This is a genomic window from Paenibacillus camelliae (genome assembly GCF_023715345.1).
GTDB classification, from domain to species: domain Bacteria; phylum Bacillota; class Bacilli; order Paenibacillales; family Paenibacillaceae; genus Pristimantibacillus; species Pristimantibacillus camelliae.
This window is the reverse complement of the sequence record NZ_JAMBNY010000001.1, coordinates 1,165,950-1,189,615: the sequence shown is the minus strand read 5'-3', so window position 1 is coordinate 1,189,615 and position 23,666 is coordinate 1,165,950. Positions and strand designations below refer to the sequence as shown.

The window sequence follows — 23,666 nt, the reverse complement described above, 5'->3', positions numbered from 1 at the left end:
AAATCTAGATGGTTGAATTTATTAAGGACAATTTAATTTTAAATGATCCAATGATTGTAGGAGCAAATATATCGATTTTATTAACGGTCATTGTACTTGTATTTGTTCTTACGTACTTTAAAAAATGGAAATGGCTTTGGACGGAATGGATTACGACCGTCGACCATAAACGCATTGGAATCATGTATATCATATCTGCATTATTAATGCTGTTCCGCGGTGGCGTTGACGCTTTATTGATGAGAGCACAGCTAACAGTGCCTAATGCCTCGTTCCTATCATCACAGCATTATAATGAGATTTTTACGACGCATGGAACGATTATGATCCTATTCATGGCCATGCCGTTTCTACTTGGACTTATGAACGTTGTCGTTCCACTGCAAATAGGAGCAAGAGATGTAGCATTCCCTTATCTAAATAACTTAAGCTTCTGGTCATTCTTCTTCGGAGCAATCCTCTTTAATATTTCCTTTGTTTTCGGAGGATCGCCGGATGCGGGTTGGACAAACTATGCACCGTTAGCTATCGAGGGAAGCCCTGGACCAGGAATAAACTATTATTTACTTGGGCTACAGGTTTCAGGAATTGGTACCCTATTAACAGGGATTAACTTTATCGTAACGATTATAAAAATGCGTGCACCGGGTATGACGTTGCTGCGTATGCCAATGTTCTCTTGGACGACGTTAATTACTTCGTTTATCATTGTTTTTGCGTTTCCAATTCTAACAGTAACGCTAGCCATGATGACATTCGATAGATTGTTCGGAACGCATTTCTTTACACTGACAGCGGGCGGTAATCCGATGCTCTGGGCCAACTTTTTCTGGCTATGGGGGCATCCTGAGGTTTACATTGTTGTATTGCCTGCATTTGGTATATTCTCAGAGGTTATTGCAACCTTCTCGAGAAAAACATTGTTTGGCCATAAATCGATGATTATTTCTCTAGTCGTGATTTCGGGCTTAAGCTTCCTTGTTTGGGTACACCATTTCTATACAATGGGAGGAAGCGCCAATGTCAATAACATCTTCTCGATCACGACGATGGCCATTGCGATTCCAACAGGGATCAAGATCTTTAACTGGCTGGGGACGCTATATAAAGCCCGAATACAATTTACTGCAGCAATGATGTGGGCACTTGCGTTTATTCCTACATTCGTTATTGGTGGGGTAACAGGTGTAATGCTTGGAATGGCAGCTGCTGACTTCCAGTACCATAACACGTACTTCCTCATTGCTCACTTCCACTATACGTTAATTGCCGGTGTTGTGTTTGCTTGCTTCGCAGGCTTTGTATATTGGTACCCTAAAATGTTTGGCCATAAAATGAATGAACCAATTGGTAAATGGGCATTTTGGTTCTTTACAATTGGATTTAATGTCTGCTTCTTACCACAGTTCCTATTAGGTTTTGCTGGTATGCCAAGACGTGTCTACACGTACCTTCCAGAGGATGGATGGACAGCATTGAACGTGGTTTCAACGATTGGTGCGGTTGGAATGGGAATTGGTTTTGTTATTATCGTGTACAACGTATATTACAGCTTGCGTCATTCGAAGATGGAGACGACAGGAGATTCCTGGAACGGTCGTACGTTAGAATGGGCAACAGCAACTGCAGTGCCTCCGCATTATAATTTCCCAGTTACACCTGTCGTGAAGGATGTTGATGCATTCTGGCAGATGAAGCAAGAAGGGACAGCTAATAAAAAGGATATCGAATATGAACCAATTCATATGCCGAATAACACTGGTACGCCTTTTGTCATGTCCATATTCTTCTTTATTGCTGGCTTCGGTCTAGTTTTTGAGATATGGTGGATGGCGATATTGGGTATTGCAGGTTCATTTGGTTGCATGATCTTCCGTTCACTTCGTTCCCATGTGTACGACAAGGGATACTATGTAAGTGTTGAAGAAATTAAAAGATTAGAACAACCGTTTCATAAGGAGGCCTAAGTAATGGAAAATACAAATAAGTTAAATACAAATGTGCCTTTGGAATACCAAACTGAAACGGGTAAATTGAATATTTTAGGTTTTTGGATTTTCTTAGGGGCAGAGGTGGCTTTATTCTCTACCTTGTATGCAGCATATTTTGCGCTTAAAGATGGTGTGATGGAGGGACCTCTTCCCATTGATGTCTTTGACTTTAACTACACCATTATAATGACGATCGTCTTGCTGACGAGCAGCTTTACATCCGGCTTAGCTATTCATGAAATGCGAAGAAACAACATTAAAGCAATGGTTGTATGGCTCGTTATTACGTTATTATTCGGTGCAGGCTTTCTATATATGGAAATTGCTGAATTTATTCATCTTGTGCACTCAGGCGCTACGCTTGGCACGAACGCGCTTTGGTCTTCGTTCTATCTATTAACTGGAACGCACGGCGTCCACGTAGCAATTGGTATTGTATGGATAACGCTAATTATTTTTCAGGCACTGAAAAGAGGTCTAACGCCAGATACGGCTAAAAAGGTTTTTGTATCTAGCTTATACTGGCACTTCCTAGACTTTGTATGGATCTTCGTATTCACAGGAGTTTATCTATTAGGGATGGTGAAATAATGGAAACGGAAAACAAAAACGTTCAAGCGAATCGTTTCCCATGGTCACAGGTTATTGGTTTCCTCCTATCGATTTTATTAACCTTTGCAGCCGTATGGGTTGGAAAGATTACCGACTTATCCTATAGTCAAATTGCTATTATCGTATTTGCTATCGCATTTATTCAAGCGGCTGTTCAGCTGTTCATGTTTATGCACGTAACAGAGGGAGAGCAGGGGAAATGGCAGTTAGGTAAAATGTTTTCAGCTGCATTTTTCGCAATAGTCATTGTTGCAGGAAGTGTCTGGGTCATGAACTCAATGCATTAATAGGATCAATAATAGAGAAGAAGCAAGAGAGCTTAATAGGCTCTTTTGCTTCTTTTTTTATTTCTGGAGAAAGGAAATGGTAAAAACAGTAATTCCTCGCCAAGAAAATTGTGATAAAATGAAATAAAATGGCTTATCGAGAGGAAAATTACAATAATGATCGTTAAAAAAATTAATTTAAACGAAGTAGGGATCTGTCGTTTCTTCGGCTCCTTAGAAGCCAAGGTTATGAATATCTTGTGGGAAAAAGAAAAGCTCACCATTAAGCAAGCACATGAAATACTTAATCAAGAGAGTCCTATCTCCTTTAATGCCGTCATGACCGTCATGATGAGGCTAGCTGAAAAAGAGGTTCTACATAAGGAGACCTCAGGTGGAGGGAGAAACCGTTTAACGTTATTTTCTCCTTTGCAAAGTAAAGAGCAATTTATCATTGAGCAAACAAAGGCGGTAACAGACGGCTTAATCAATGATTTTGGCTCCATTATTATAGATCATTTTATAGATCGGCTAGATGGATCAGATCCTGAGCTGCTTGAAAGATTACAGAATAAGCTTGATGAGATTAACGCTATGCTGCGAAAGTAAAATTTCCGCAACATAGCGTTATTTTTGTAGCCTTATAGCAGGACAATGTGTTTACTGCTTCGTTTATAGTGATAGTGCAAGCATGAAATCATAGATAAACGAATGGAGGATTGACATGTTAAAGGTTGCAATTATTGGAGCAGGGGCGATTTCTACAGCACATATCGAAGGATATTTGAACTTCAAGGACCGTTGCAGCATCGTAGCGATATGTGATCTGTACGTTGATAAGGCTCAACAAAGAATAGAGAAATATGGTCTTGAAGCAAAAGCTTTGCAGGATTATAAGGAGCTGCTGCTGGAGGATATCGATCTGGTGTCGATTTGCACGCCTCCATATTCACATGCGGAAATCGCTATTGATTTCTTAAATGCAGGTAGTAATGTCATTATAGAAAAACCGATGGCTTCCTCACTTAAGGAATGTGATGAGATTAATGAGGCAGCCTCTAACAATGGTAAGATCGTGTCCGTTATTGCACAGAACCGTTTTAGAAATCCAATGATGAAGCTGAAGTCAGTACTGGACAGTGGCTTAGCAGGGAAAATCCTTCATACACAAGTAGACTCTTATTGGTGGCGCGGGCATTGCTACTATGATCTATGGTGGCGTGGAACATGGGAGAAGGAAGGCGGAGGTCCAACCTTGAATCATGCAGTACACCATATCGACGCTCTGCTATGGATGCGTGGTCGTCCAAGTGAAGTACAAGCATTTATGAGCAATGTTGCACACGATAATGCTGAGATTGAAGATTTATCGATCGCCATGCTACGTTTTCCAGATGGAACGCTTGGACAGATTACAAGCTCGGTCGTTCATCATGGAGAAGAGCAGCAGCTTATTTTCCAAGGATCAAATGCTCGTGTGTCCGTGCCATGGAAGCTTACTGCATCGGTTAGTAAGCCCAATGGTTTTCCTGAACGAGATTCACAGCTTGAGCAAGAGATTCAACAGTATTATGATGGCATGCAGGATCTTCAACACGAAGGGCATGCTGCTCAGATTGACAATGTATTGACAGCAATTGAGACAGGCGCACCTGTGCTCATAGATGGTATTAGTGGACGTGAAACGTTGGAGCTCATTATGAGCATTTATAAATCTGCAAGCACTGGTCAAAGCGTGAAGCTGCCGCTACAGCCAGACGATCCCTTCTATACACGAGAAGGAATATTGAAAAACGCGACATACTTTTACGAGAAGAAAAGCCATGTTGAAAACTTCGCTGACTTAGCGATTACTACAGGCAGTCTTTCTGGAGCAAGTGATCGTTCATCTAAGAGTGGCAAGAGTGAGTAATGATTCTGGAGAAAATATAGGAAGGAAGAGCTGATGATGGATAATAAGAGCGGAATGTTTTATGCGCCTAAAGGAAAGCCTAACCCAGTTGTTTCACCAGGAGAATTTCGCATAGCAGCAATAGGACTGGATCACGGACATATTTATGGAATGTGCAATGGACTTATTGAAGCTGGTGCTCAGCTGGATTGGGTATATGATCCAGATCCAGCGAAGGTCGCAGCGTTTCAGCAGAAATACCCTACAGTAAAGGTGGCACGCTCAGAGCAAGAGATTTTGCAGGATGAACGAATTGCGCTCGTCGCTAGTGCAGCTATTCCATCGGATCGCTGCGATGTAGGGCTTCGTGCGATGTCACATGGCAAGGATTACTTTGCAGATAAAGCGCCGCTAACCACCTTAGAGCAGCTGGAGCGGGCGAAGCAAAAAGTAGCTGAAACAAATCGAAAGTATGCAGTCTATTATAGCGAGCGTCTGCACGTAGAAAGTGCAGTATACGCTGGGCAGCTTATTGATCAGGGAGCTATTGGTCGTGTTATTCAGGTGCTTGGCTTAGGACCTCACCGACTTAATGCGAAGCACCGACCGCATTGGTTTTTTGATAGAGATAGATTTGGCGGTATTCTATGTGATATCGGCAGTCATCAAATCGAGCAATTTTTATATTATACAGGCGCGAAAAATGCTGAGGTTGTGCATAGTAAAATAGCGAATTATCATAACAAACAACATGTGAAATTCGAGGATTTTGGCGATGCAACCTTAGTTGCTGATAACGGAGCTACAGGATATTTCCGTGTAGACTGGTTTACACCAGATGGTCTTTCAACTTGGGGAGATGGACGTACCGTTATACTAGGGACAGAAGGCTATATTGAACTGAGAAAATATGTGGATATCGGAAGAGAGCAAGGTTCAGGTAATGTGTACCTCGTTAATGGCGAAGGGGAGCATCGCTTGAATATATCTGGGCAGGTCGGTTATCCTTACTTTGGACAGCTGATCCTTGACTGCATACATCGCACTGAGAATGCGATGACACAGGAGCATGCCTTCAAGGCGGCAGAATTAAGCGTCATTGCTCAGTCTAACGCGACACAGATCGAATAGATAAAAGCTCGAGCTGCGGGTTCAATGAATCTGGCAGCTCGAGCTTTTTAATTACTAATTAATAACAATAATGGGACGGGAGTAATTACTTGTTCCACTTTTTACGATATTGATGTGGAGTTATCCCCATACGAGACTTGAAAAATTTGCAAAAATAAGAGGTGTTCGTTATTCCAATTTCCTCTGCAATCAGTTGGATCGACTTATCCGTAGTTGTGAGCAGTGTGACTGCCTGATGTATTCTACGTGTAGCAATGTAATCAGTAATACTAATCCCGACCATCTCTTTGAACAGATGTGACAAATGATAGGGCGATAGATGCAGCGCCTTAGCCATGCTTTGCAGCTGGAAAGGAGCTGTATAATGCTTCTCGATCCAATGCAGCATATGCTCGACCTGATGATTTTTGCGTGTGCGGAACGGCACGCTGTTTGCTTGCTGCTTCATCCATAATGGCTTAAGACTACGGAACAGGGAGATAAGAAACAAAGAAACCTCCTCGAGCTGTTCCGTCTCCGGTAAGCTTATAAGCTTTTGCTGCATGCCTAAAAATACCGTTACGAGCTCGTGATTCTCCTCTATATCATAAATACAGGGAGATTCTAGCTCGCTTAAGTTAATATGCTTGTAAAACGCATGTAGAGCAGGCCATTGCTCAAAATAGCACTCGAACATGCTTGGTTCAAAGGTTGCGAGCGAGCGTTCAAAGACTTGCTGGTCAGAATAATCCAGCTTAAGATGGTGAAGCTGAAAGGGCTGAAATATACATAGCATTCCGGGTCTGATGTCATAGCTGATGTTATTGACGATCATCGTGCCTTTGCCTTGATGAATGAATAAAATTTCTGTACCACGATGAGAGTGAAACGTTTCTTTAAGCTGATTATTAGAGCTGCTTCGTCTATAAGCAAAATATAGTGGCTCCTCATTCAGAGTAGCGTTAGCGACGAATCTCATAGCCAAGTGCACTCACTCCTATTGAACAAGTACGGAACATACCTTCAATATATCGAATGATACGAGAATTTCAAGCCCTCAATTTATATATATTCACATTTATTCAACATAACCAAATCCGAGTATTGTAAAGTGCTTCTGCTTATGCTCTGGATCCATCCGTATTTCGACGGTATGCTCGCTTGAGTACTGCTCATTATAAAGGATAACGGCATGGCAATGAGTCCAGCTGATTGCAAGCGGATCGACCGTTTTTACAATCTCTCCATCAATCAAAATTTGTGCGCTGCCAAATGCCTGATTGCCAGAATCCTTGTAAATTAGCAGCAGTGCTTTGCTGCTGATCTTCATCATAAAGCTATCGTTGCCGGAGCTGTCTGTATGCATCCAGTTGTAAGGAAACTGCGGTGTACCGTGTGGTTGATCGTCCATTTCAGCCAGTTGCAGCTCTGTATCGACAGCACTGAAGCTGCCTTCTACGATGTGTGCAACATGCGTATTGCTTTCTCTATCCAACAAACGAACCGTGACAAAGTCATTGCCGATTACCGGTGCTTTGTTTAGCTCAATATCCTGTACACTTATCGCAGCACGGTCCGTCTCGGCAAACAGATAACCAAGACTGTCAGCCATAATCGTATGACCAGTATTCGTTGGATGATAGCTGTCATAGAAGTACTGTCTTTTCGTAACAACATTGCCCTCTGCTTTCGATAAATAAAACTGCTCAACAACAGCGTCCTTTACGCTAACCATAGGAAGATCATAATGGAAGCCTACTGGGGCCAATCGATCCTGCAGGTTCCAGTCATTAATGAATACGCTGAACAGTAAAATAACTGCAGGCTCATTGCCAGCAGAAAGTGCTTTAAGCACAAGGCTTTCGTAGCATTTACCAGCAGTTTCATCGTCGGCATCGTTAACGGCAAACTCCACAATGACGATGTCCGGCTGCACCGCTCCGTTTTTCAGCACATCTCGCTCATAGCGTAGCATTCCAAGCTCAGATGGGGTACCACCTACTCCTGCTTTAATAAAGTGAATATGCTCGCCTCCATGTTGCCCAAATAGCCTTTTGAAGATGCTGTACGATTGGTAAGCATAGCATGCATGGTTGATCGGCTTGGCACCTGCACCTTGTGTAATGGACCCGCCAATATAAGCGATTGTTACATCTTCTCCTCTTTTAGCTTTCTCGATCGCAGCCTTTAGACGTTTATTGTTCCCCTGATGTAACAAGGATCGGCTAATCATATTCTCGTAAGCTCGTGATTGAAAATCAACAGGCTCATCAGCTTCAAGCTTAGGTACATCATAGCCTTCATTGACGTAGAAGATTACGTTTGCGGTTGCAAGCAACCCAGCCTGCTGGAATTCAAATGTAAATTTACCTGGAACATCATCCTCGGCAGATAAATTGAAATCGCTCACATTTATGATCATTTCTGTCCCATCAGCAGGACATTTTACACTCATACGAGAGCCAGATTCATATTTACTTGTTTTCCCCCAATTTTCTAGTGTAAAGATAACGTCGCTTGAAGCCTCTTGTGTGGTAATGGATACACCAATGCTGTGAACGAATTGTTGAAATCCTTCACAGTTTTTCAGCAATTGCAGGATACTCTCATCGGTAACTCCACCTGTATATTTTGCTAAATCAACAAGTCGACCTTCCAAATATATGTCCTGTACAAATTTTCCATCCGGTTTAGGAGATGCCTCAATCATTGAATCAAGCATAATGTAAAAGCCTTTGCGCTCTTTTTGATTGCTCATATTGATGTCTTCCTTTCTATCGCATTATCTGCACATCTTATCGTAATCTGACTAAAATAAAAACCTCTCAAAGCATGGATTTTACTGATAAAACTAAATAATTTCATAGGAAGGATATTTATTACGGATTAGTGACAGTTCGAAAAATGTGTTCCTCATCACACTTTATAGTTTAGCTCTGTCGTATCGTATACGTATAGAGAAAATCAAACCTTGGATTATAACGAACGAGATGGAGGGAGCAAAGATGAAAAAACGTTATATGATGCAGCTATGGTTGCTGTTGTTGATTGTTGTCGTTCTTGCTGGATGTGCAATTACTTCAAAGAAGGAACCCAATGAAGTCTCGAGCTCAGCTACAGCTTCGCAAACGTTGATTGATCAACCTCCTGTCGATCCAGTCATTACTCGTGATGGAGATGATGTGTATATTGAGATGACCTCGCAAGTAACAAATATTGAAATATCCGAGGGAGAGATCTTTAATGCTTGGACCTTCAATGGAACCGTACCTGGCCCTGTGTTAACAGTTAAGCAAGGAGATACGATTCATTTCACGTTAAAGAACTTAGATCCGAATGTTCCGCATTCCATGGACTTTCACGCTGTGCATGCTGCACCAAGTGAAAAATTTCTCGATGTTATGCCAGACGAGGAAGGGAGCTTTGTATATCCTGCTAACAGTCCTGGAGTGTTTATGTATCACTGCGGTACCGCACCAATGATTCTTCATGTAGCTAATGGGATGTATGGCGTTATTATCGTTGAGCCAGAGCTAGGCTACCCTACAGATGATGAGGTTGATCGTGAATATACGATCGTACAAAGTGAGTGGTATCCCTATGACGATTATGAAGCACTGGAAAATGGAGAGCCGCAATATGTTGTATTTAATGGAAGTGCTCAAGCGTTAACGAACAATCCTTTAGAGGCTAAAGCTGGGGAGAAGATTAGATTATATGTAGCTAACGCTGGCCCTAATGAGGTTTCCTCGTTCCATGTCGTAGGGACGATAATGGATACCGTTTATTTGGACGGTAATCCGAGCAATGTATTGAAGGGGATGCAGACGGTTATGCTCCCAGCAGGCGGTGGAGCGATTGTTGAGTTTACGGTGACGGAAGCTGGAGAATATTCATTTCTAACACATCAGCTCAATCATGCAGCTAAAGGAGCAATAGGAAAGATTAGAGTAACAGAGTAGTGGCTATCAAAGAAAAACTAAGGAGGAAAAAGGATGATTATTACACTAGCTAATCAAACCTTAATTGATAAAGTGGCAGAGCTATGCAAGGAGCTGCTCCAGCAGGAGTCGTATAAAAGCTTACGAGCAATGATTAATCAATTCGTCCATGACGAGGAAGCTGTACAGCAATATAAGCGTTTCTTACAGCATCAGCAGGAGCTGGAACAGAAGGAAGAAAGGGAGCAGTTAACAGCTGAGGAGCTTCGTAGTTATGAGCAGGAGGAGATGGCTTTATATGAAAATCCAGTTATTCGCCAATATTTATACGCCGAGCAGGAGTTTGGTAAGCTGCACCGTCTAATGAGCCAATTTTACAACAAAACGATCGAGTTTGACAGATTGCCAGAGCTAAGTGAATTGAAGAAGGAAGGCTGCGGCTGCGGCGGTGCTTGTGGTGGACATTAACTTTATCGTTAGCCTAATGAACGATGAACGAAAGAGGTAGCCTATGACGAAAAGTACGAACCGAATGCTAAAGGATTTTATGCTGTTCCAGGATCTGAACGATGAGGAGCTGAGGCAGGTAGAAGAAATTTGCAGTCAGCGCATCGCAGCAAAAAAGTCCATCATATTTACGGAAGGCAGTCATAAGGAAGCAGTTTATTTCATCCAAGAGGGTCTTATCAAAACCTATAAAACTGATGAGAGCGGACATGAGCAAATCGTATCCTTTCTGAAGGCTGGTGACATGTTTCCACACACTGGATTGTTTAATGCTAATCCTTACCCTGCTACTGCAGAAGCCATTGTGGAAACCTCGTTGTTAGCAATATCCGTTGCAACGTTTGAAGGCCTCATGATGCAAATGCCTAGCATTGCTATAAAGATGATGCGTGTGATGGGAGATAAAATTAAAGAGCTTCAAGATAAGCTGCAAATGCTGTCTGAGCTCGATGTAAAGCATCGCATTCTTTCCTTTTTACTACTGCTAGCTGAGCAGCATGGGCTTAGTAAAGCTGAGGTTATTACGATAAATTTGCCGGTAACAAACCAAGAGTTTGCCAATTGTGTTGGCACAACGAGAGAATCAGTTAATCGCCTGCTTAGCCAATTAAATAAGGAAGGCCTGATTCAAGTAGAACGAAATCGTATTATTGTGAAGGATCTAGAGGCGTTAAAGCAGCTTCGGGAAACTAAATAAATTTGAGCTTATCAAGTAAATTGAACAAGGTCCAACAGTATTCCAAGTGAAAATCAGCAAGAAGTAAATAAGCTCGTCGCTTAGTAATGTAAAGGAGGCGCACAATTATGGAGAGAAAAGAAGCTAACGTCGTTGAGCTTGATGTTCGACCTCACTTGCGAAAAAAGCTAGAGCCATTTCAGCTTATTATGGATACGGTAAAGACGCTCGATAAAAAGGAGATTTTCCTGCTGCATGCTACATTCAAGCCGACACCGCTGCTCGGCCTGCTAAAGATGAAGGGGCTAATCGGCAAAGCTGAACAAATAAGCAAGGAGCACTGGATCACGACATTTGTCCATAAGAGCAATAAGCATTGGCTCGAAGATGATAGTAAAGAAGATATATTAATTGAGAATGATATTCGGTTGCAAGAGGGTGCAGAAACTGATCAGATTAACTTTGATGATGAGCCTGCAAAGGATAGTAAGATCATTCGGCTAGACAACCGTGGACTTGAGCCACCAAAGCCTATGATGCGTACGCTAGCTGCGATCGATCGCTGTCATGCTGGTGATGAGGTGCACATTCATAATGATCGAGTCCCCGTATTTCTTATTGAGGAGCTTAATAGCTTGGGATGTCCTTATGAGGTAGAAGAGCAAGCGGATGGTTCAGCAAAGATCAAAATTCGAAAGGTATAAGGAGGGAGTTATCAATGTCACGTCTCCCATTCTTGTTTATTATAACTGGAATTCTAGGCTTTGTTGCGTTCCATACCGCTTCCTTGCTGTCTCTTACACAATGGCTCGCTGAGGAGCTGCGCGGACCTAGCGGATGGTTTCATATTCATTTGTTTGTGTTAGGCTGGGCGACGATGCTTGCGATGGGCGCTATATATCAGCTTATCCATGTTATTCTGCAGCGCAACATTTACAGTGAAAAGCTAGGCTATATTCACTACGTGCTTTTTACAGTCGGTTTAGTTGGCGTGTTATATGGCTTCCATCAAGGGGCGATCTACTGGATAGCAATAAGCGCAACGATCCTGATGATCAGTATTCTAGTTTTCGCCTACAATATGGCCATTACACTGTATCGTGCGAAGCTGTGGAATACGGTGACGATTAGCGCTTCATGTGCGGTAATCTATCTTGTGCTTACTGCAGTTTCAGGATTATTGATGGGATTGAATCTAGCACTAGGCTATTGGATTGAGCTGCATGGTCGGTTGTACGGGGCGCATATATGGCTCGGCACCATCGGATGGTTTGGTTTATTGATAACAGGCTTTAGCTACAAGATGCTCCCAATGTTTTACCTGTCGCACAATTATCCAGAGAAACTGCAGAAGGTAACAATGATCCTATGGAATGCAGCTGTTATTGCAGGTGCGCTGTGCTTCCTGCTTGGCGGAGCACCAAGGATGCTGCAGCTTGCGATAGCAATCCTCACCGCCGCCATCATTGTATATAATGTACATTTGCTGCAAATTCGTAAGCATCGTCACAAACGAAACCCAGGTGCGGGCATTCAGTGGTCGATGTACTTTAACCAAGCCTTTGCAATAATCGCGGCTCTCGCTTTAATGTATAGCTTTTGGCAGCCAGAGAAGCTGCTGACTCAAGAGGTTGTACGCTTGGCAGGCTGGCTATACCTTGGTGGCTGGGTTTCACTCATGATATTAAGCTATGCTTCAAAAATTATTCCATTCTTATGGTGGACACACAAGTATGGTAAGCAGGCAGGAAAACGAGGCACACCAGTAATGAGTGACCTGTTGAATGATCGCAAAGTGCAATTGTGTTTAACAGCAATAGCAGTAAGTAGTGCATTGATGATTGCGGGGCTGCTTTCAGACACCAAGCTGCTTATTTCAATCGTGGGAATCATATTTACTCTATGCTCCTTCTTCTACATTGCATTGATCAGCTCAGTGTTCAGAAGGTAGCGGCATCGGAATAGATCGGCTGAATTCAATATTCGAAGCCGAATAAACATACAGTGCAGCATCGTGATCAAAGTTGAACATTTATAGCTACCAATCCAATAAAGGTTCAAAATTTTAGCTTTCAGCACCGAGAAGATTGAAAGAAGCTAGGGACTGAGGAACGCAGCGTACGCAATAGGTACGTGAGTACCGGAAGGCCCGGCTGAATTCAATATTCGAAGCCGAATAAACATACAGTGCAGCATCGTGATCAAAGTTAAATATTTTGAATTACCTATATAAAAGGAGATGAGATTAATGGTTAATGATGAACACTACCTCACCCTCCTCAAGGAGGTATATGATCCTGAGCTCGGCATTAACGTCGTTGACCTGGGACTAATTTATGAAGTTCGTGAAGAAACAGATAAGCTTTACGTTCGCATGACGTTAACGACGCCAGGCTGCCCGATGCATGACACAATCGTAGGCGCAGTCGAGTGGGTGTTAAAGGATGAAAAACCGAAGATTGAAGTCGATGTCGTATGGGAGCCTGCATGGAACCCGAGTAAAATGTCAGATTGGGCAAAGGATATGCTAGGCTGTTAATAGATTCTAGCATAAGGATGTACGAATCCTATGCGGCTTATATGAAAATGAACAAGAAGCTTGCTTCGAGCATATGGTGCATGCAGCAACCATATCAGAGCAGGCTTCTTTTGTGATCATTCGTGTCGCTTATACTGTGCAGGTGTCATACCTGTTAGAGCCTTGAATTTGCGATGAAAATGTGTAATGCTGCCAAACCCACATTGCTCAGCAATTTCCGAAATGCTCATATGGCTTTGCTGGATGAGCTCCTTGGCACGCATCACTCGTTTCGCGGTCACGTAATCTGTGACATTCATGCCTGTTAGTCGCTTAAACACTCTTGAGAAATGCGAGGGTGTGACCGCAGCATGTCGAGCTAAAGCAGATAAGCTTAAATCCGCTTCAGGATGCGCATCAGCATAGGAGAGTACATCCGTCATCCACTCAGGCATCATCGAGCTATTATGTCTTGCCTGCTGCGAGTCTATCGTTTGCAGATCAAATCTGCCTAGCAGCAGTAAGATGTGCTGAATATGCAGTCTAATAGCTTGCCTATAGCCGACTTTAGCTTCACTATGCTCCTCGTGAATTTGGTCAAGAATTGCTATGATTCTCTCCTGTGCATCTGCAGGAAGCGATAAGCGGTAGCTTTGATTACGTTTGGCCGCCTCGAAAGGCTGTAAGTAAGTAAAGGCGTCACCAAGTGAAGCAGCATGTATGAGGGTAGCACTGAAAAATAGCGCAGTAGAACGTTTGGGATCGTCCTCAACAGGGAAGGAGCGATGCAGCGTGTTGCCTGGTATTAAAAAGATATCGCCAGGCTCAGCATCATAAAAGATATGGTCTATAAAAAACGTCCCCCGTCCGGAATAGACATAAACGAATTCATACCAGTCATGAACATGATCGGGCAGCTCATTTTGCGCGCTTTTAACATCATGGTACACATATTCGAATGGAAACTCGCCATCAAACTGGAATCGCTTACGATAAGGATTCATAGAAAACCACCCCGACGTTATGTTTGTTATGAGCTAAGTCTATCAGAGATCAAGATCGAGTACAATTATGATCAAATTAGCTATTTCTTGAATCATATTTGTTATCTATAATGAAGGAAACAAATACCTCCCGTGAAGGAGATGAATCTAATGGTGTTACAGCAGCTAACTCAAAAAATGCTTAATAAGGAGCAAGCCTCTGCTTATGAGAAGCTTAGTGAGGCTCCAGTTACCGTATTGCAAATCGGTGAGGGCAATTTCTTACGCGGCTTTTTTAATTGGATGATTCATGAAAGTCGTAAGCAAGGGCTATATGATGGAAGCATTGCAGTCGTGCAGCCGCGTCCAAGCGGTAAGCCGAAGATTGAGGCGCTAGCAAGCCAAGAAGGATTATATACATTAGTGACACGCGGACTTGAGAATGGCGCTACAGTGGAGCGTGCTGAAGTGCTGAATGTTTTCTCACAGGTATTCGATCCTTACTCGGATTGGAAGCGGTTTCTATCGCTAGCAGAAGTCCCTGAGTTAAGAATTGTCGTCTCGAACACGACAGAAGCAGGGCTTGTTTATCAGCCTGAAGCTTGGACAGAGCATGAGCCGATCGCATCCTATCCGGGTAAGCTTACACGATTTTTATATCATAGATACGAGGCGTTTCAAGGAGCTGCTGATCGCGGATTAATCTGCTTGCCATGCGAGCTATTAGAGCGTAATGGTGATACGCTTCGCGAATGCATTCTAAAATATTGTGATGATTGGCAGCTGCCAGATGCATTTAGGCAATGGGTATTGGAGCATAATTACTTCCTAAATTCATTAGTCGACCGCATCGTAACTGGCTATCCGAAGCAGGAGCAGGCAGAGGCGTGGTTCGAAGAGTGGGGCTACCGAGATCCGATGCTGACTACAGCTGAGCCCTACCATTTATGGGCGATTGAAGGAGATCAAAGCTTAGCGGAGGAGCTGCCATTGCATAAGGCGGGTCTTAACGTGCTGTGGGTAGATAATCTAAAGCCGTATCAGCAGCGAAAGGTAAGCATACTGAATGGAGCACATACCTTTATGGCGCTATACGGTCTATTGCAGGGGCTAGAAGAGGTTCGAGTGACGATGGAGCAGGAGCACACATCGGAGCTTATTAAGCGAACGGTTGAGCAGGAGATTATTCCGACTTTGCCTTATGAGGACGAAGCTTTGAAGCAATATGCTGGAGAAGTGTACGAGCGGTTTTTGAATCCGTTTATTCAGCATCGATTATCAGATATTGCAATGAACAGCTTAAGCAAATTCAAAACGAGACTTTTCCCAGCCATACATTATTATCTTGAAAAGGATGCTAAGCTTCCAGATGGGCTAGCTACCGCTTTTGCTGCCTTGCTGCGGTACTATCAAGTGAGGAAAGGCGATGCTGGCTATGAAGGCAGAACCTTTGCAGGAGCTTCGTATGTGCCACGCGATGATCAGTCCTTACTAGAGATCATAGAACAAGCTTGGAGTAGTCACTTGGCGACTAGAACTGGGGCATCACTGCAGGCGGCTGTTGTACAGCTGTTGGAGCTTGAAGCATTATGGGGCTTGAATGTGAATGGGCATTATCCGCAAATTGCAGACCAGCTAACGGCAATTCTCATGCGATGGGAGGAATATAAGGGATGAATGAATGGGTAAAGCTTCATGAGAAGGATAGTGTCGTCATTGCCCTTCGCGCCTTTGCGAAGGGTGAGCAGCTTACGCTTGAAGGCGGCCAATCGCTTGAATTGCTTGATGATGTTCCCTTCGGTCATAAAATTGCGCTGCAATCGATTGCTGCAGGTGAGCATGTGCTTAAATTCGGTTATTCGATTGGGGTCGCAAGTACAGCGATTGAGCCCGGGGCATGGGTGCATACACATAATATGGGCACCGGCTTGAAGGGCATCCTAAGCTATGAATATGAGCCGAATCTCGCTGCATTAGAGCAGGCGGCAGCGATTCAGACGCAATCACAAGATGCAGCTCGAACGTTTATGGGGTATGTTCGCGAGGATGGCGAGGTTGGCATTCGCAATGAGATATGGATTATTAACACGGTAGGCTGCATCAATAAAACATGCGAAATCGTCGCGCGTCAAGCTTCTTCTCTGTACGCAGGTCGAGTAGATGGTATCTATCATTTTGCGCATCCGTATGGCTGTTCGCAGCTGGGAGATGACTTGACGTATACACAGAAGCTGCTTGCTTCATTAGTGGCTCATCCTAATGCTGCGGGTATTCTTGTCATTGGACTAGGCTGCGAAAACAATCAAATCGAGCTGTTCCAGCAAGTAATCGGTGATTATGACCCAAGACGGATTAAATTCGTAAAGGCGCAGCAGTCTGAGGATGAGATTGAAGAATCCTTAGCACGAATTGATGAGCTCGTTGAATATGCTGAGGGCTTTCAGAGACAGCCCGTTCCAGTATCACGCTTAAAGCTTGGTCTGAAATGCGGCGGCTCAGACGGCTTGTCCGGCATCACGGCTAATCCACTGGCTGGCGCAATGGCTGATCGATTAATTGGGGCAGGCGGATCGGCTATATTAACCGAGGTGCCTGAAATGTTCGGAGCCGAACAAATATTGATGGAGCGGGCAGCAAGCGAAGAGGTTTTCCACGGTGTTGTTCAGCTTATTAATGGCTTTAAGGAGTACTTTATTCGCCACGGTCAGGAAATCTATGAAAATCCTTCTCCGGGCAATAAAGCAGGTGGCATTACAACATTAGAGGAGAAATCTTTAGGCTGCACGCAAAAAGGCGGGCATGCAATTGTTACGGATGTGATCGATTATGGGGAGCGGGTACAGCAGCAGGGCTTAACCTTGCTTGAGGCACCAGGCAATGATCTCGTATCGGTTACGGCATTAAGTGCAGCAGGTGCACATATCGTCTTATTTACAACAGGAAGAGGAACACCATTTGGCGGGCCTGTTCCAACCGTTAAGATCTCGACAAACAGTGAATTAGCAGAGCGTAAAAAGAACTGGATTGATTTTAATGCAGGGCGGCTGCTGGATGGACGTACGATGGATCAGCTAAGCGATGATCTATGGGAGCGGCTTATCGCGATCGCATCTGGAGACGTGTTAACGCATAATGAGCGAAACGGCTTTAAGGAAATTGCTATCTTCAAGGATGGCGTAACATTATAGGCTGTAATGAAATAAGTACGATTAGCAACAAGCTTGCGGCATGCTTCTACAGCGTAGCCGCAAGCTTGTTGCGCTGTGCTAAGAATAAACAAGGCACCTTTACCTATCTCAGGAAGAGAGGCAGGTAAAGGCGCCTTTGCATTAGGATTAGATTAATTAGATTATTGCTGTAAAAATTCAATAATGATTTCACTTGTTTCTTCAATGGCTCGATCTGTTACATCGATCATCGTACAACCGATTCGCTCCATAAACTGCTGTGCATGCTGAAGCTCTAGTTCGACTCTTGCATGCTCCGCATACTTCGCCCCCGAGGTTAGCCCGAGATCCTTTAATCTAGCTTCACGAATGCGGACGAGCTGCTCTGCCTTCATTGTCAGTCCAATAATGCGCTTCGGTTCAATATGCTGCAATATATCCGGTGGCTGTACCTCAGGCACAATTGGGATATTCGCTGTTTTATAGCCTTTATGAGCGAGATAAATGCTAAGTGGTGTTTTAGACGTTCTGGAGACCCCAATCAGCACAATATCAGCATGCATAAGCTCTGTTAAGCTTTTCCCGTCATCATTACGAACAGCATATTCTATCGCATCAATTCTTCGATAATAATCCTGGTCCATCATATGAGGCAGTTCAGGGCTTCTTCGCGGAGGATCATGGAAGGTATGGACGAAACCTTTCATAGCCGGGCCCATAATATCCACTGCTTGAACATTGTATAGTGCTGCTTCTAGTCGCATCATTTCTCTTAGCTCAGGCTGAACTAGAGTGTAGATGATGAGCGCTTGAGTAGAAGCTGCTTCTTGCACAATTGCTCGAACTTCTTCTTCATATTGAAGCTGCGAGAAGCGCTTCAGTTTAATCTCTTCCATCTGAAATTGTCTAAGCGTTGCTTTTGCGACCGCTTGAGCGGTTTCACCTACGGAGTCCGAGCAGATGTAGATCCAGTGCTGATTATCTATCTTCATACACTATTGCCATCCTTTGCGAAAGGTTCAGTAGCTAAGCTAAGCAGTATTTCTGTCATCGTTGTTTTTGTTACCCGGCCAATCGGTTCAAGGTATTCTACGCCTTCCTCATCAACCGATACACGAACAACCGGAAGCATTCCGATTTCATTAGACATCAGCTTTTTTGCAGCTGTTAATACGGAATCGTCAGGCTCTACGGTAACGATTTTCGGTTGTCTTGTCATGACAAGACTGACGGGCATCGTTGGCGCGGATTGATTGCCGAGTGTGACTTTTAACAGGTCTTTGCGTGAAACCATTCCTGCAAGTGCTCCACGCTGATCCGTTACGATTAAGCTGCCTACATTCTCCAAAAACAGAGAGATGACAGCATCCTGTACGGTTGCATTCATCGAGATCACAAACGGAACTCCCTGCACATCTCGAACCTTCATATCTTCTAAGCGTGATGACCAATTCGATTCGTTTTTTGCTTTGCCAGGGAAGTAGCCAACCTTCGGTTTAGCATCTAGATAGCCTAGCATGACGAGAACAGCAAGATCAGAACGCAAAGTGGCGCGATTCACATTGAGGTATTCCGCAATTTGATCGCTTGTCACTGGAGATTGATTCTGAACAAACTCAATAATGTCAATTTGTCTTTGTGTAAGCTGGATATGAATAACCTCCCTTGCCAATCACATACCATATTGCTTCTCATTATATCACGTAATCGTCTAGTTTAAGATATTAAGATACGGACTTGGCCGGATGCAGATTCGGAAAGAACAGCTGAATCTCACGTTCAGCGCTTTCGAGGCTATCTGAGCCATGTATGATGTTGCTGTCCAGCTCTAGCGCGAAATCTCCGCGAATCGTACCTGTAGGCGACTCTAATGGATTGGTAGCACCGATCAAGCTACGTGCAGCTTTAATGGCATGAGGACCTTCCCACACCATAGCCATAACCTCACTTGAAGTAATAAACGCTATTAGATCGTTAAAGAAAGGCTTATGTGCTAAGTCACGATAATGCTCCTTAGCTTGTTCTACGGTGAGCTGACGCAGCTCTGCCCGCACAAGACGCAGTCTTTTATTTTCGAATCGTTGAATAATCGTACCGACTAGTCCATGCTGCACACCATCTGGTTTAATCATGACAAATGTTTGCTCCATCTTTCTCGAATCCCCCTGTATCACCTTTAATGAGGCTCTAATTAATTATTGAACAGCCTAAGTTTCGTTCGTAGGATTGAATAAAGCTTTAGCTTGTAAATTGCTCCTGCATTTGTTTTTGCAAATAGGGCTTCATCGCCAAATCATGGATTGAATGAATAAATCGAATAGTTTTAGTCTGTGCACGCATAACCATAGAATAGGTCTCTGCGCGTTGATTAGGTAAATACCGTACACCGTTAAGAAAGTCACTTGGGGTAACACCAGTCGCAGCAAATATTACATCCCCATTGCCGATCATATCCTCCATCGTTAGCAGCTTCCTTGGATCCGTTAGTCCCATACTCAAGCAGCGCTGCTCTTGAAGTGAATCCTCTGGCATAAGTCTGCCTTGTAACTCGCCACTTAAGCAGCGGAGTGCAGCAGCAGCTAAAACGCCTTCGGGAGCACCGCCTGAACCGATGTACATATCAACACCTGCTTCCGGAAATGCAGGGGCAATGGCTCCAGCTACGTCTCCTGCCGTCAAAAATTTAATTCTTACACCTAGCTCACGTACTTGTTCAATAATACGTTGATGTCTTGTTCTGTCGAGAATCGTAACCGTTAATTCATGAAGCGGCTTGGAGAGAAGCTGTGACGCTTTCCGCAAAGTAACGTCAATGGGGTCTATTAGAGAAAGCTTTCCTGCAAGCGCCGGACCAACTGCTAGCTTTTCCATATACATATCGGGTGCATGTAATAGATTGCCTTTATTAGCAACCGCGATGACAGACATGGCGTTATTAAACCCTTTGGCTACTAATTCCGTACCTTCAAGTGGATCAACCGCAACATCGAGCTCGGGTCCTTGTCCAGTTCCAACTTGTTCTCCAATGTACAGCATCGGAGATTCATCCATTTCTCCCTCACCTATAACAACAGTACCCTTCATTGAAACGGAATCAAACATTTCGCGCATCGCTTCTGTGGCAGCCTCATCAGCATTGTTTTTATCGCCCAGCCCCGTCCAAGGTGCTGAGGCTAATGCTGCTAGCTCTGTCACTCTAACAATCTCAAGTGATAATTCCCGTTCTAATTTCATTGCTTCTCCGCCTTTAGTGTGGTTTATTTTTATATAGTGTACACTATATGTGCAGTAACTGGCAAATGTTTCTTTTTATTTAGCTTAAAATGTGTATATTACTCATTTTAGTTTGTGCGACTAAAATTATGTTGCATTATATAATAAATAGTGTATATTAAATGTAAAGGACTCATATGATGTGTTGTGACTGATTTATGCTAAAACCATTCAATGAAATGAGGGGTTTTTATGGAACAACGAAAGGTTAGCTTATACGGCACAATTTTATGCAAACATTGTAACGATTGTATTGGAGAAGTGGATACGTCGAGAGTTAGTGTATTTTACATGAGCTGTAAGAAGGAAGAATGCTTGCAGAAGGACGCCGAGCAATATAAAGCAGCAAAATAACTTCAAAAAGCATCCTGAGCGCTTTTATAGAGCGTTGCTAGGATGCTTTTTTTGTTGGCTACTTTGAACAGCTTTAGGCTTGTACCACCTTAGCGTATCGTGTATCGGAGTTAAATATAGCGGTGGCTTCTTACGCTTGCCTGCTGACGCTTACGATATTGCAGCGGTGAGCAGCCGTTCGCTGATTTAAACAGCTTATGAAAATTAGCAACAGAGTCAATGCCGACTTGTTCTGCGACTTCAATGATTTTAAGCTCGGTCTCTCTTAGCAAGCGCTGTGCCTCGCGTATGCGTACAAGCTGGACATATTCAGAGAAGCCGAAGCCTGTGCACGCTTTAAATTTGCGACTTAAATAATATGGACTTATAAAAAAACGATTGGCAACATCATGGAGTCGAAGCTCATCGTTATAATGCTTACCGACAAAGGCGGCCACCTCAGAGATTGTTCTATGTACACTTGATGTATCTGCTTTAATCTCAGGCTGCTCTCTCTGTGCACGAAACAATAGCAGCAGCAGCTGCTTGAGTAAAGACCCTAACATCACATCTCTGCCTTCAGCATCATTTTGAGCTTCCGCTATAATTTCCCGTACAAGCGTTTCGCCCTTATATTGCTCCTGCGGTGGCAATAGAATGACGCCACTATGTCCACGTATAGGGAAATCTGAGATGACCTCAGAGCTGAAATTGATAACGAGTCGCTCATGGTTAGGAACCTCAGCATCAATCGTTTTGTGCAGCTCCTCTTTTTCTACAAAAACAAAGCAGCCACGTTCAATGCGATAAGAACGATCTCGTATAAAAAAGGTGCGTTCACCATGGAATAAATAGTACAGCTCGTACACATCGTGGGCATGGTGAACGGGCATCGCATAGAAGCCTTTACGTTTATAATGATCAACGGCAATCGTCCCCGTGCTATTGTGAAAGATCCCCACCTGCTCACCTCCAAAACTATTCCTACATGTCATTCACCATCATATTTGCTATTAAGATTGCTATGAAATTTGTTATGAAAGTTGCTATGAAGATAGTCATTGAGCTTTTCATGGAGTAAGTCTAGAGAGTTTGCTGGTGCAAAATATGCAACTTTTTTATGAACTGAGCAATTATTATAGTCGATTATAGCTGATAGTTTCGCTACAGTAAATGAAAATAGGCAACGATCAAACCTAACAGCAGCTTTATTTCATAAGTGTATCGTAGACTAAGAAAGGAGCTTAAGTATGTCGTGGAAATTTGATTTTGGGCCTGAAGCAGATACAGCTGAAAATTATAAAAAGGTGACGCATACGACGCTGTATGACGCTAGCCTAGGCTATGGCTTTACTTCGCCTCATAAACTCTCAGCTAAGAGACGGACGGAGCAGCCTTTGAATGGAGATTTTTGCATTCCCTTCGATGCAACGTTTATAGCGGATGTACCGAATGGCAACTACATCGTTACAGTATTAATTGGCGATGCCATTGCACCAACGCAAACATCCTTAAAGACAAATGGTGAGCATGTTGTATTGCAAAACTATGAGACCGTAGCGGGTCAATTTGCACATGAGCAATTTGGGGTAAATGTGAGGGATGGCAGGCTGAAGCTTAGCTTTGGAGGACTAGCTCCGCGCATTAACGCGCTCGAGCTGACTGCATCAGAACAGCAGATTACGATTTATTTGGCAGGTGATTCTACAGTCACAGATCCTGCACCAAGTCGTTTTCCATTCTCAGGCTGGGGTCAAATGCTGAACTACTATTTCAAGCATGATGTCGTAGTCGCTAACCATGCGGTCGGTGGACGCAGCTCCAAGAGCTTTATTGCAGAGGGCAGGCTGGATGGAATAATGGAGACGATGAGGGAAGGAGACTTTTTGTTCATCCAATTCGGACATAACGATCAAAAGTCTGATGAGGAGCGACACACCGATCCCGCAACAACCTACCCACAGTATTTGAAGCAATATATCGAAGCTGCTCGCTCGGTTCAAGCAACGCCTGTGCTGCTTACGTCCGTACATCGCAGATACTTTGATCAGAACGGAAGGCTGATCGATACACATAAAGATTATTTAGAAGCAGTAAGACAACTGGCAGCAGACGAACATATTCCATTGATCGACTTAGCCGAGAAGAGCAAGCAGCTGTTCGAGCAGCTGGGCGAGGAAGCTAGTAGATCATTGCTGCTATGGGGCGAACCGGGTGAGTGGATAAACTACTCCAGCGGGATTAAAGATAATACACATTTCCAAGAGCAGGGAGGTTTAGCGATTGCTGCACTTGTCGCTCAGGGCATTCGCGAGCTTCAATTAATGCCGCTCACAATGTTTATGAAGCCGGACGCGGTATAGATGACAGCTTAAGTAATGAATACATTCTAGGAGTG

At 43.6% G+C, this 23,666-nt stretch carries 23 protein-coding genes; 15 read left to right on the top strand and 8 right to left on the bottom strand.

Going from position 1 to position 23,666, the window contains the following annotated elements; genetic code table 11:
- The first annotated feature begins 8 nt into the window (after nt 1-8).
- The 6 genes from qoxB (at nt 9) to M3180_RS05335 (ending at nt 5,891) form a co-directional block, all read left to right on the top strand.
- A complete protein-coding gene (qoxB, locus tag M3180_RS05360) occupies nt 9-1,967 on the top strand; it encodes a cytochrome aa3 quinol oxidase subunit I (RefSeq protein ID WP_251666244.1) in 1,959 nt (652 codons plus the stop codon).
- A 3-nt stretch (nt 1,968-1,970) separates the two neighbouring features.
- Nucleotides 1,971-2,582, top strand: a complete 612-nt coding sequence (qoxC, locus tag M3180_RS05355) for a cytochrome aa3 quinol oxidase subunit III (protein WP_251666243.1) — start codon at nt 1,971-1,973, stop codon at nt 2,580-2,582.
- Complete coding sequence (qoxD, locus tag M3180_RS05350; RefSeq protein WP_251666242.1) at nt 2,582-2,890, top strand: cytochrome aa3 quinol oxidase subunit IV; 309 nt, start codon at nt 2,582-2,584, stop codon at nt 2,888-2,890. The genes qoxC and qoxD overlap by 1 nt, the downstream gene beginning before the upstream one ends.
- A 156-nt stretch (nt 2,891-3,046) precedes the next feature.
- On the top strand, nt 3,047-3,478 hold the full coding sequence (locus M3180_RS05345) for a BlaI/MecI/CopY family transcriptional regulator (RefSeq protein WP_251666241.1): 432 nt from the start codon (nt 3,047-3,049) through the stop codon (nt 3,476-3,478).
- A 115-nt stretch (nt 3,479-3,593) separates the two neighbouring features.
- A complete protein-coding gene (locus M3180_RS05340) occupies nt 3,594-4,781 on the top strand; it encodes a Gfo/Idh/MocA family protein (RefSeq protein WP_251666240.1) in 1,188 nt (395 codons plus the stop codon).
- A gap of 36 nt (nt 4,782-4,817) precedes the next feature.
- The gene (locus M3180_RS05335) at nt 4,818-5,891 is read left to right on the top strand and encodes a Gfo/Idh/MocA family protein (protein WP_251666371.1); all 1,074 of its coding nucleotides are present in this window, start codon (nt 4,818-4,820) and stop codon (nt 5,889-5,891) included.
- Nucleotides 5,892-5,976: 85 nt separating this feature from the next.
- Here the strand turns inward: M3180_RS05335 and M3180_RS05330 are convergent, their stop codons facing one another.
- Nucleotides 5,977-6,849 carry a helix-turn-helix transcriptional regulator gene (locus M3180_RS05330; protein WP_251666370.1) on the bottom strand — a complete coding sequence of 291 codons (873 nt, stop codon included), beginning with the start codon at nt 6,847-6,849 and terminating at the stop codon, nt 5,977-5,979.
- A gap of 99 nt (nt 6,850-6,948) precedes the next feature.
- Entirely contained in the window at nt 6,949-8,628 is a 1,680-nt protein-coding gene (locus M3180_RS05325) for an SGNH/GDSL hydrolase family protein (RefSeq protein ID WP_251666239.1), read from the bottom strand.
- A 247-nt stretch (nt 8,629-8,875) separates the two neighbouring features.
- Between M3180_RS05325 and M3180_RS05320 the strand changes: the two genes are divergently transcribed.
- The 6 genes from M3180_RS05320 to M3180_RS05295 all read left to right on the top strand — a co-directional run bounded on the left by M3180_RS05320 (nt 8,876) and on the right by M3180_RS05295 (nt 13,533).
- A complete protein-coding gene (locus tag M3180_RS05320; RefSeq protein ID WP_251666238.1) occupies nt 8,876-9,832 on the top strand; it encodes a multicopper oxidase domain-containing protein in 957 nt (318 codons plus the stop codon).
- Between the two features lie 33 nt (nt 9,833-9,865).
- Nucleotides 9,866-10,279 (top strand): YlbF/YmcA family competence regulator, encoded by a 414-nt coding sequence (locus tag M3180_RS05315; protein ID WP_251666237.1) that lies wholly within the window; start codon nt 9,866-9,868, stop codon nt 10,277-10,279.
- A gap of 43 nt (nt 10,280-10,322) precedes the next feature.
- The gene (locus M3180_RS05310) at nt 10,323-11,015 is read left to right on the top strand and encodes a Crp/Fnr family transcriptional regulator (protein ID WP_251666236.1); all 693 of its coding nucleotides are present in this window, start codon (nt 10,323-10,325) and stop codon (nt 11,013-11,015) included.
- A gap of 107 nt (nt 11,016-11,122) precedes the next feature.
- Nucleotides 11,123-11,698 (top strand): DUF2249 domain-containing protein, encoded by a 576-nt coding sequence (locus M3180_RS05305; RefSeq protein WP_251666235.1) that lies wholly within the window; start codon nt 11,123-11,125, stop codon nt 11,696-11,698.
- Between the two features lie 14 nt (nt 11,699-11,712).
- Nucleotides 11,713-12,945, top strand: coding sequence for a cbb3-type cytochrome c oxidase subunit I (locus M3180_RS05300; RefSeq protein WP_251666234.1), 1,233 nt, complete (start codon nt 11,713-11,715; stop codon nt 12,943-12,945).
- 297 nt (nt 12,946-13,242) lie between these two features.
- Nucleotides 13,243-13,533 (top strand): metal-sulfur cluster assembly factor, encoded by a 291-nt coding sequence (locus M3180_RS05295; RefSeq protein WP_251666233.1) that lies wholly within the window; start codon nt 13,243-13,245, stop codon nt 13,531-13,533.
- Between the two features lie 116 nt (nt 13,534-13,649).
- Here the strand turns inward: M3180_RS05295 and M3180_RS05290 are convergent, their stop codons facing one another.
- Nucleotides 13,650-14,516 carry an AraC family transcriptional regulator gene (locus tag M3180_RS05290; protein WP_251666232.1) on the bottom strand — a complete coding sequence of 289 codons (867 nt, stop codon included), beginning with the start codon at nt 14,514-14,516 and terminating at the stop codon, nt 13,650-13,652.
- A gap of 150 nt (nt 14,517-14,666) precedes the next feature.
- On the opposite strand from M3180_RS05290, the gene M3180_RS05285 reads away from it, so the two are divergent.
- Nucleotides 14,667-16,172, top strand: coding sequence for a tagaturonate reductase (locus M3180_RS05285; RefSeq protein ID WP_251666231.1), 1,506 nt, complete (start codon nt 14,667-14,669; stop codon nt 16,170-16,172).
- A complete protein-coding gene (locus M3180_RS05280) occupies nt 16,169-17,683 on the top strand; it encodes a UxaA family hydrolase (RefSeq protein ID WP_251666230.1) in 1,515 nt (504 codons plus the stop codon). Before M3180_RS05285 ends, M3180_RS05280 begins: the two co-directional genes overlap by 4 nt.
- Before the next feature lie 161 nt (nt 17,684-17,844).
- Here the strand turns inward: M3180_RS05280 and M3180_RS05275 are convergent, their stop codons facing one another.
- From M3180_RS05275 to M3180_RS05255, 5 genes are all read right to left on the bottom strand, one after another.
- Nucleotides 17,845-18,654, bottom strand: a complete 810-nt coding sequence (locus M3180_RS05275) for a pyruvate, water dikinase regulatory protein (protein WP_251666229.1) — start codon at nt 18,652-18,654, stop codon at nt 17,845-17,847.
- Entirely contained in the window at nt 18,651-19,334 is a 684-nt protein-coding gene (locus M3180_RS05270) for a helix-turn-helix transcriptional regulator (protein WP_251666228.1), read from the bottom strand. Before M3180_RS05270 ends, M3180_RS05275 begins: the two co-directional genes overlap by 4 nt.
- A gap of 52 nt (nt 19,335-19,386) precedes the next feature.
- The gene (gene ndk, locus M3180_RS05265) at nt 19,387-19,812 is read right to left on the bottom strand and encodes a nucleoside-diphosphate kinase (protein WP_251666227.1); all 426 of its coding nucleotides are present in this window, start codon (nt 19,810-19,812) and stop codon (nt 19,387-19,389) included.
- Nucleotides 19,813-19,900: 88 nt separating this feature from the next.
- Nucleotides 19,901-20,896, bottom strand: coding sequence for a class II fructose-bisphosphatase (gene glpX / locus M3180_RS05260; protein WP_251666226.1), 996 nt, complete (start codon nt 20,894-20,896; stop codon nt 19,901-19,903).
- Between the two features lie 503 nt (nt 20,897-21,399).
- The gene (locus M3180_RS05255; RefSeq protein ID WP_251666225.1) at nt 21,400-22,230 is read right to left on the bottom strand and encodes a helix-turn-helix transcriptional regulator; all 831 of its coding nucleotides are present in this window, start codon (nt 22,228-22,230) and stop codon (nt 21,400-21,402) included.
- A gap of 288 nt (nt 22,231-22,518) precedes the next feature.
- On the opposite strand from M3180_RS05255, the gene M3180_RS05250 reads away from it, so the two are divergent.
- Nucleotides 22,519-23,631 carry a rhamnogalacturonan acetylesterase gene (locus M3180_RS05250; protein WP_251666224.1) on the top strand — a complete coding sequence of 371 codons (1,113 nt, stop codon included), beginning with the start codon at nt 22,519-22,521 and terminating at the stop codon, nt 23,629-23,631.
- Nucleotides 23,632-23,666 lie beyond the last annotated feature (35 nt).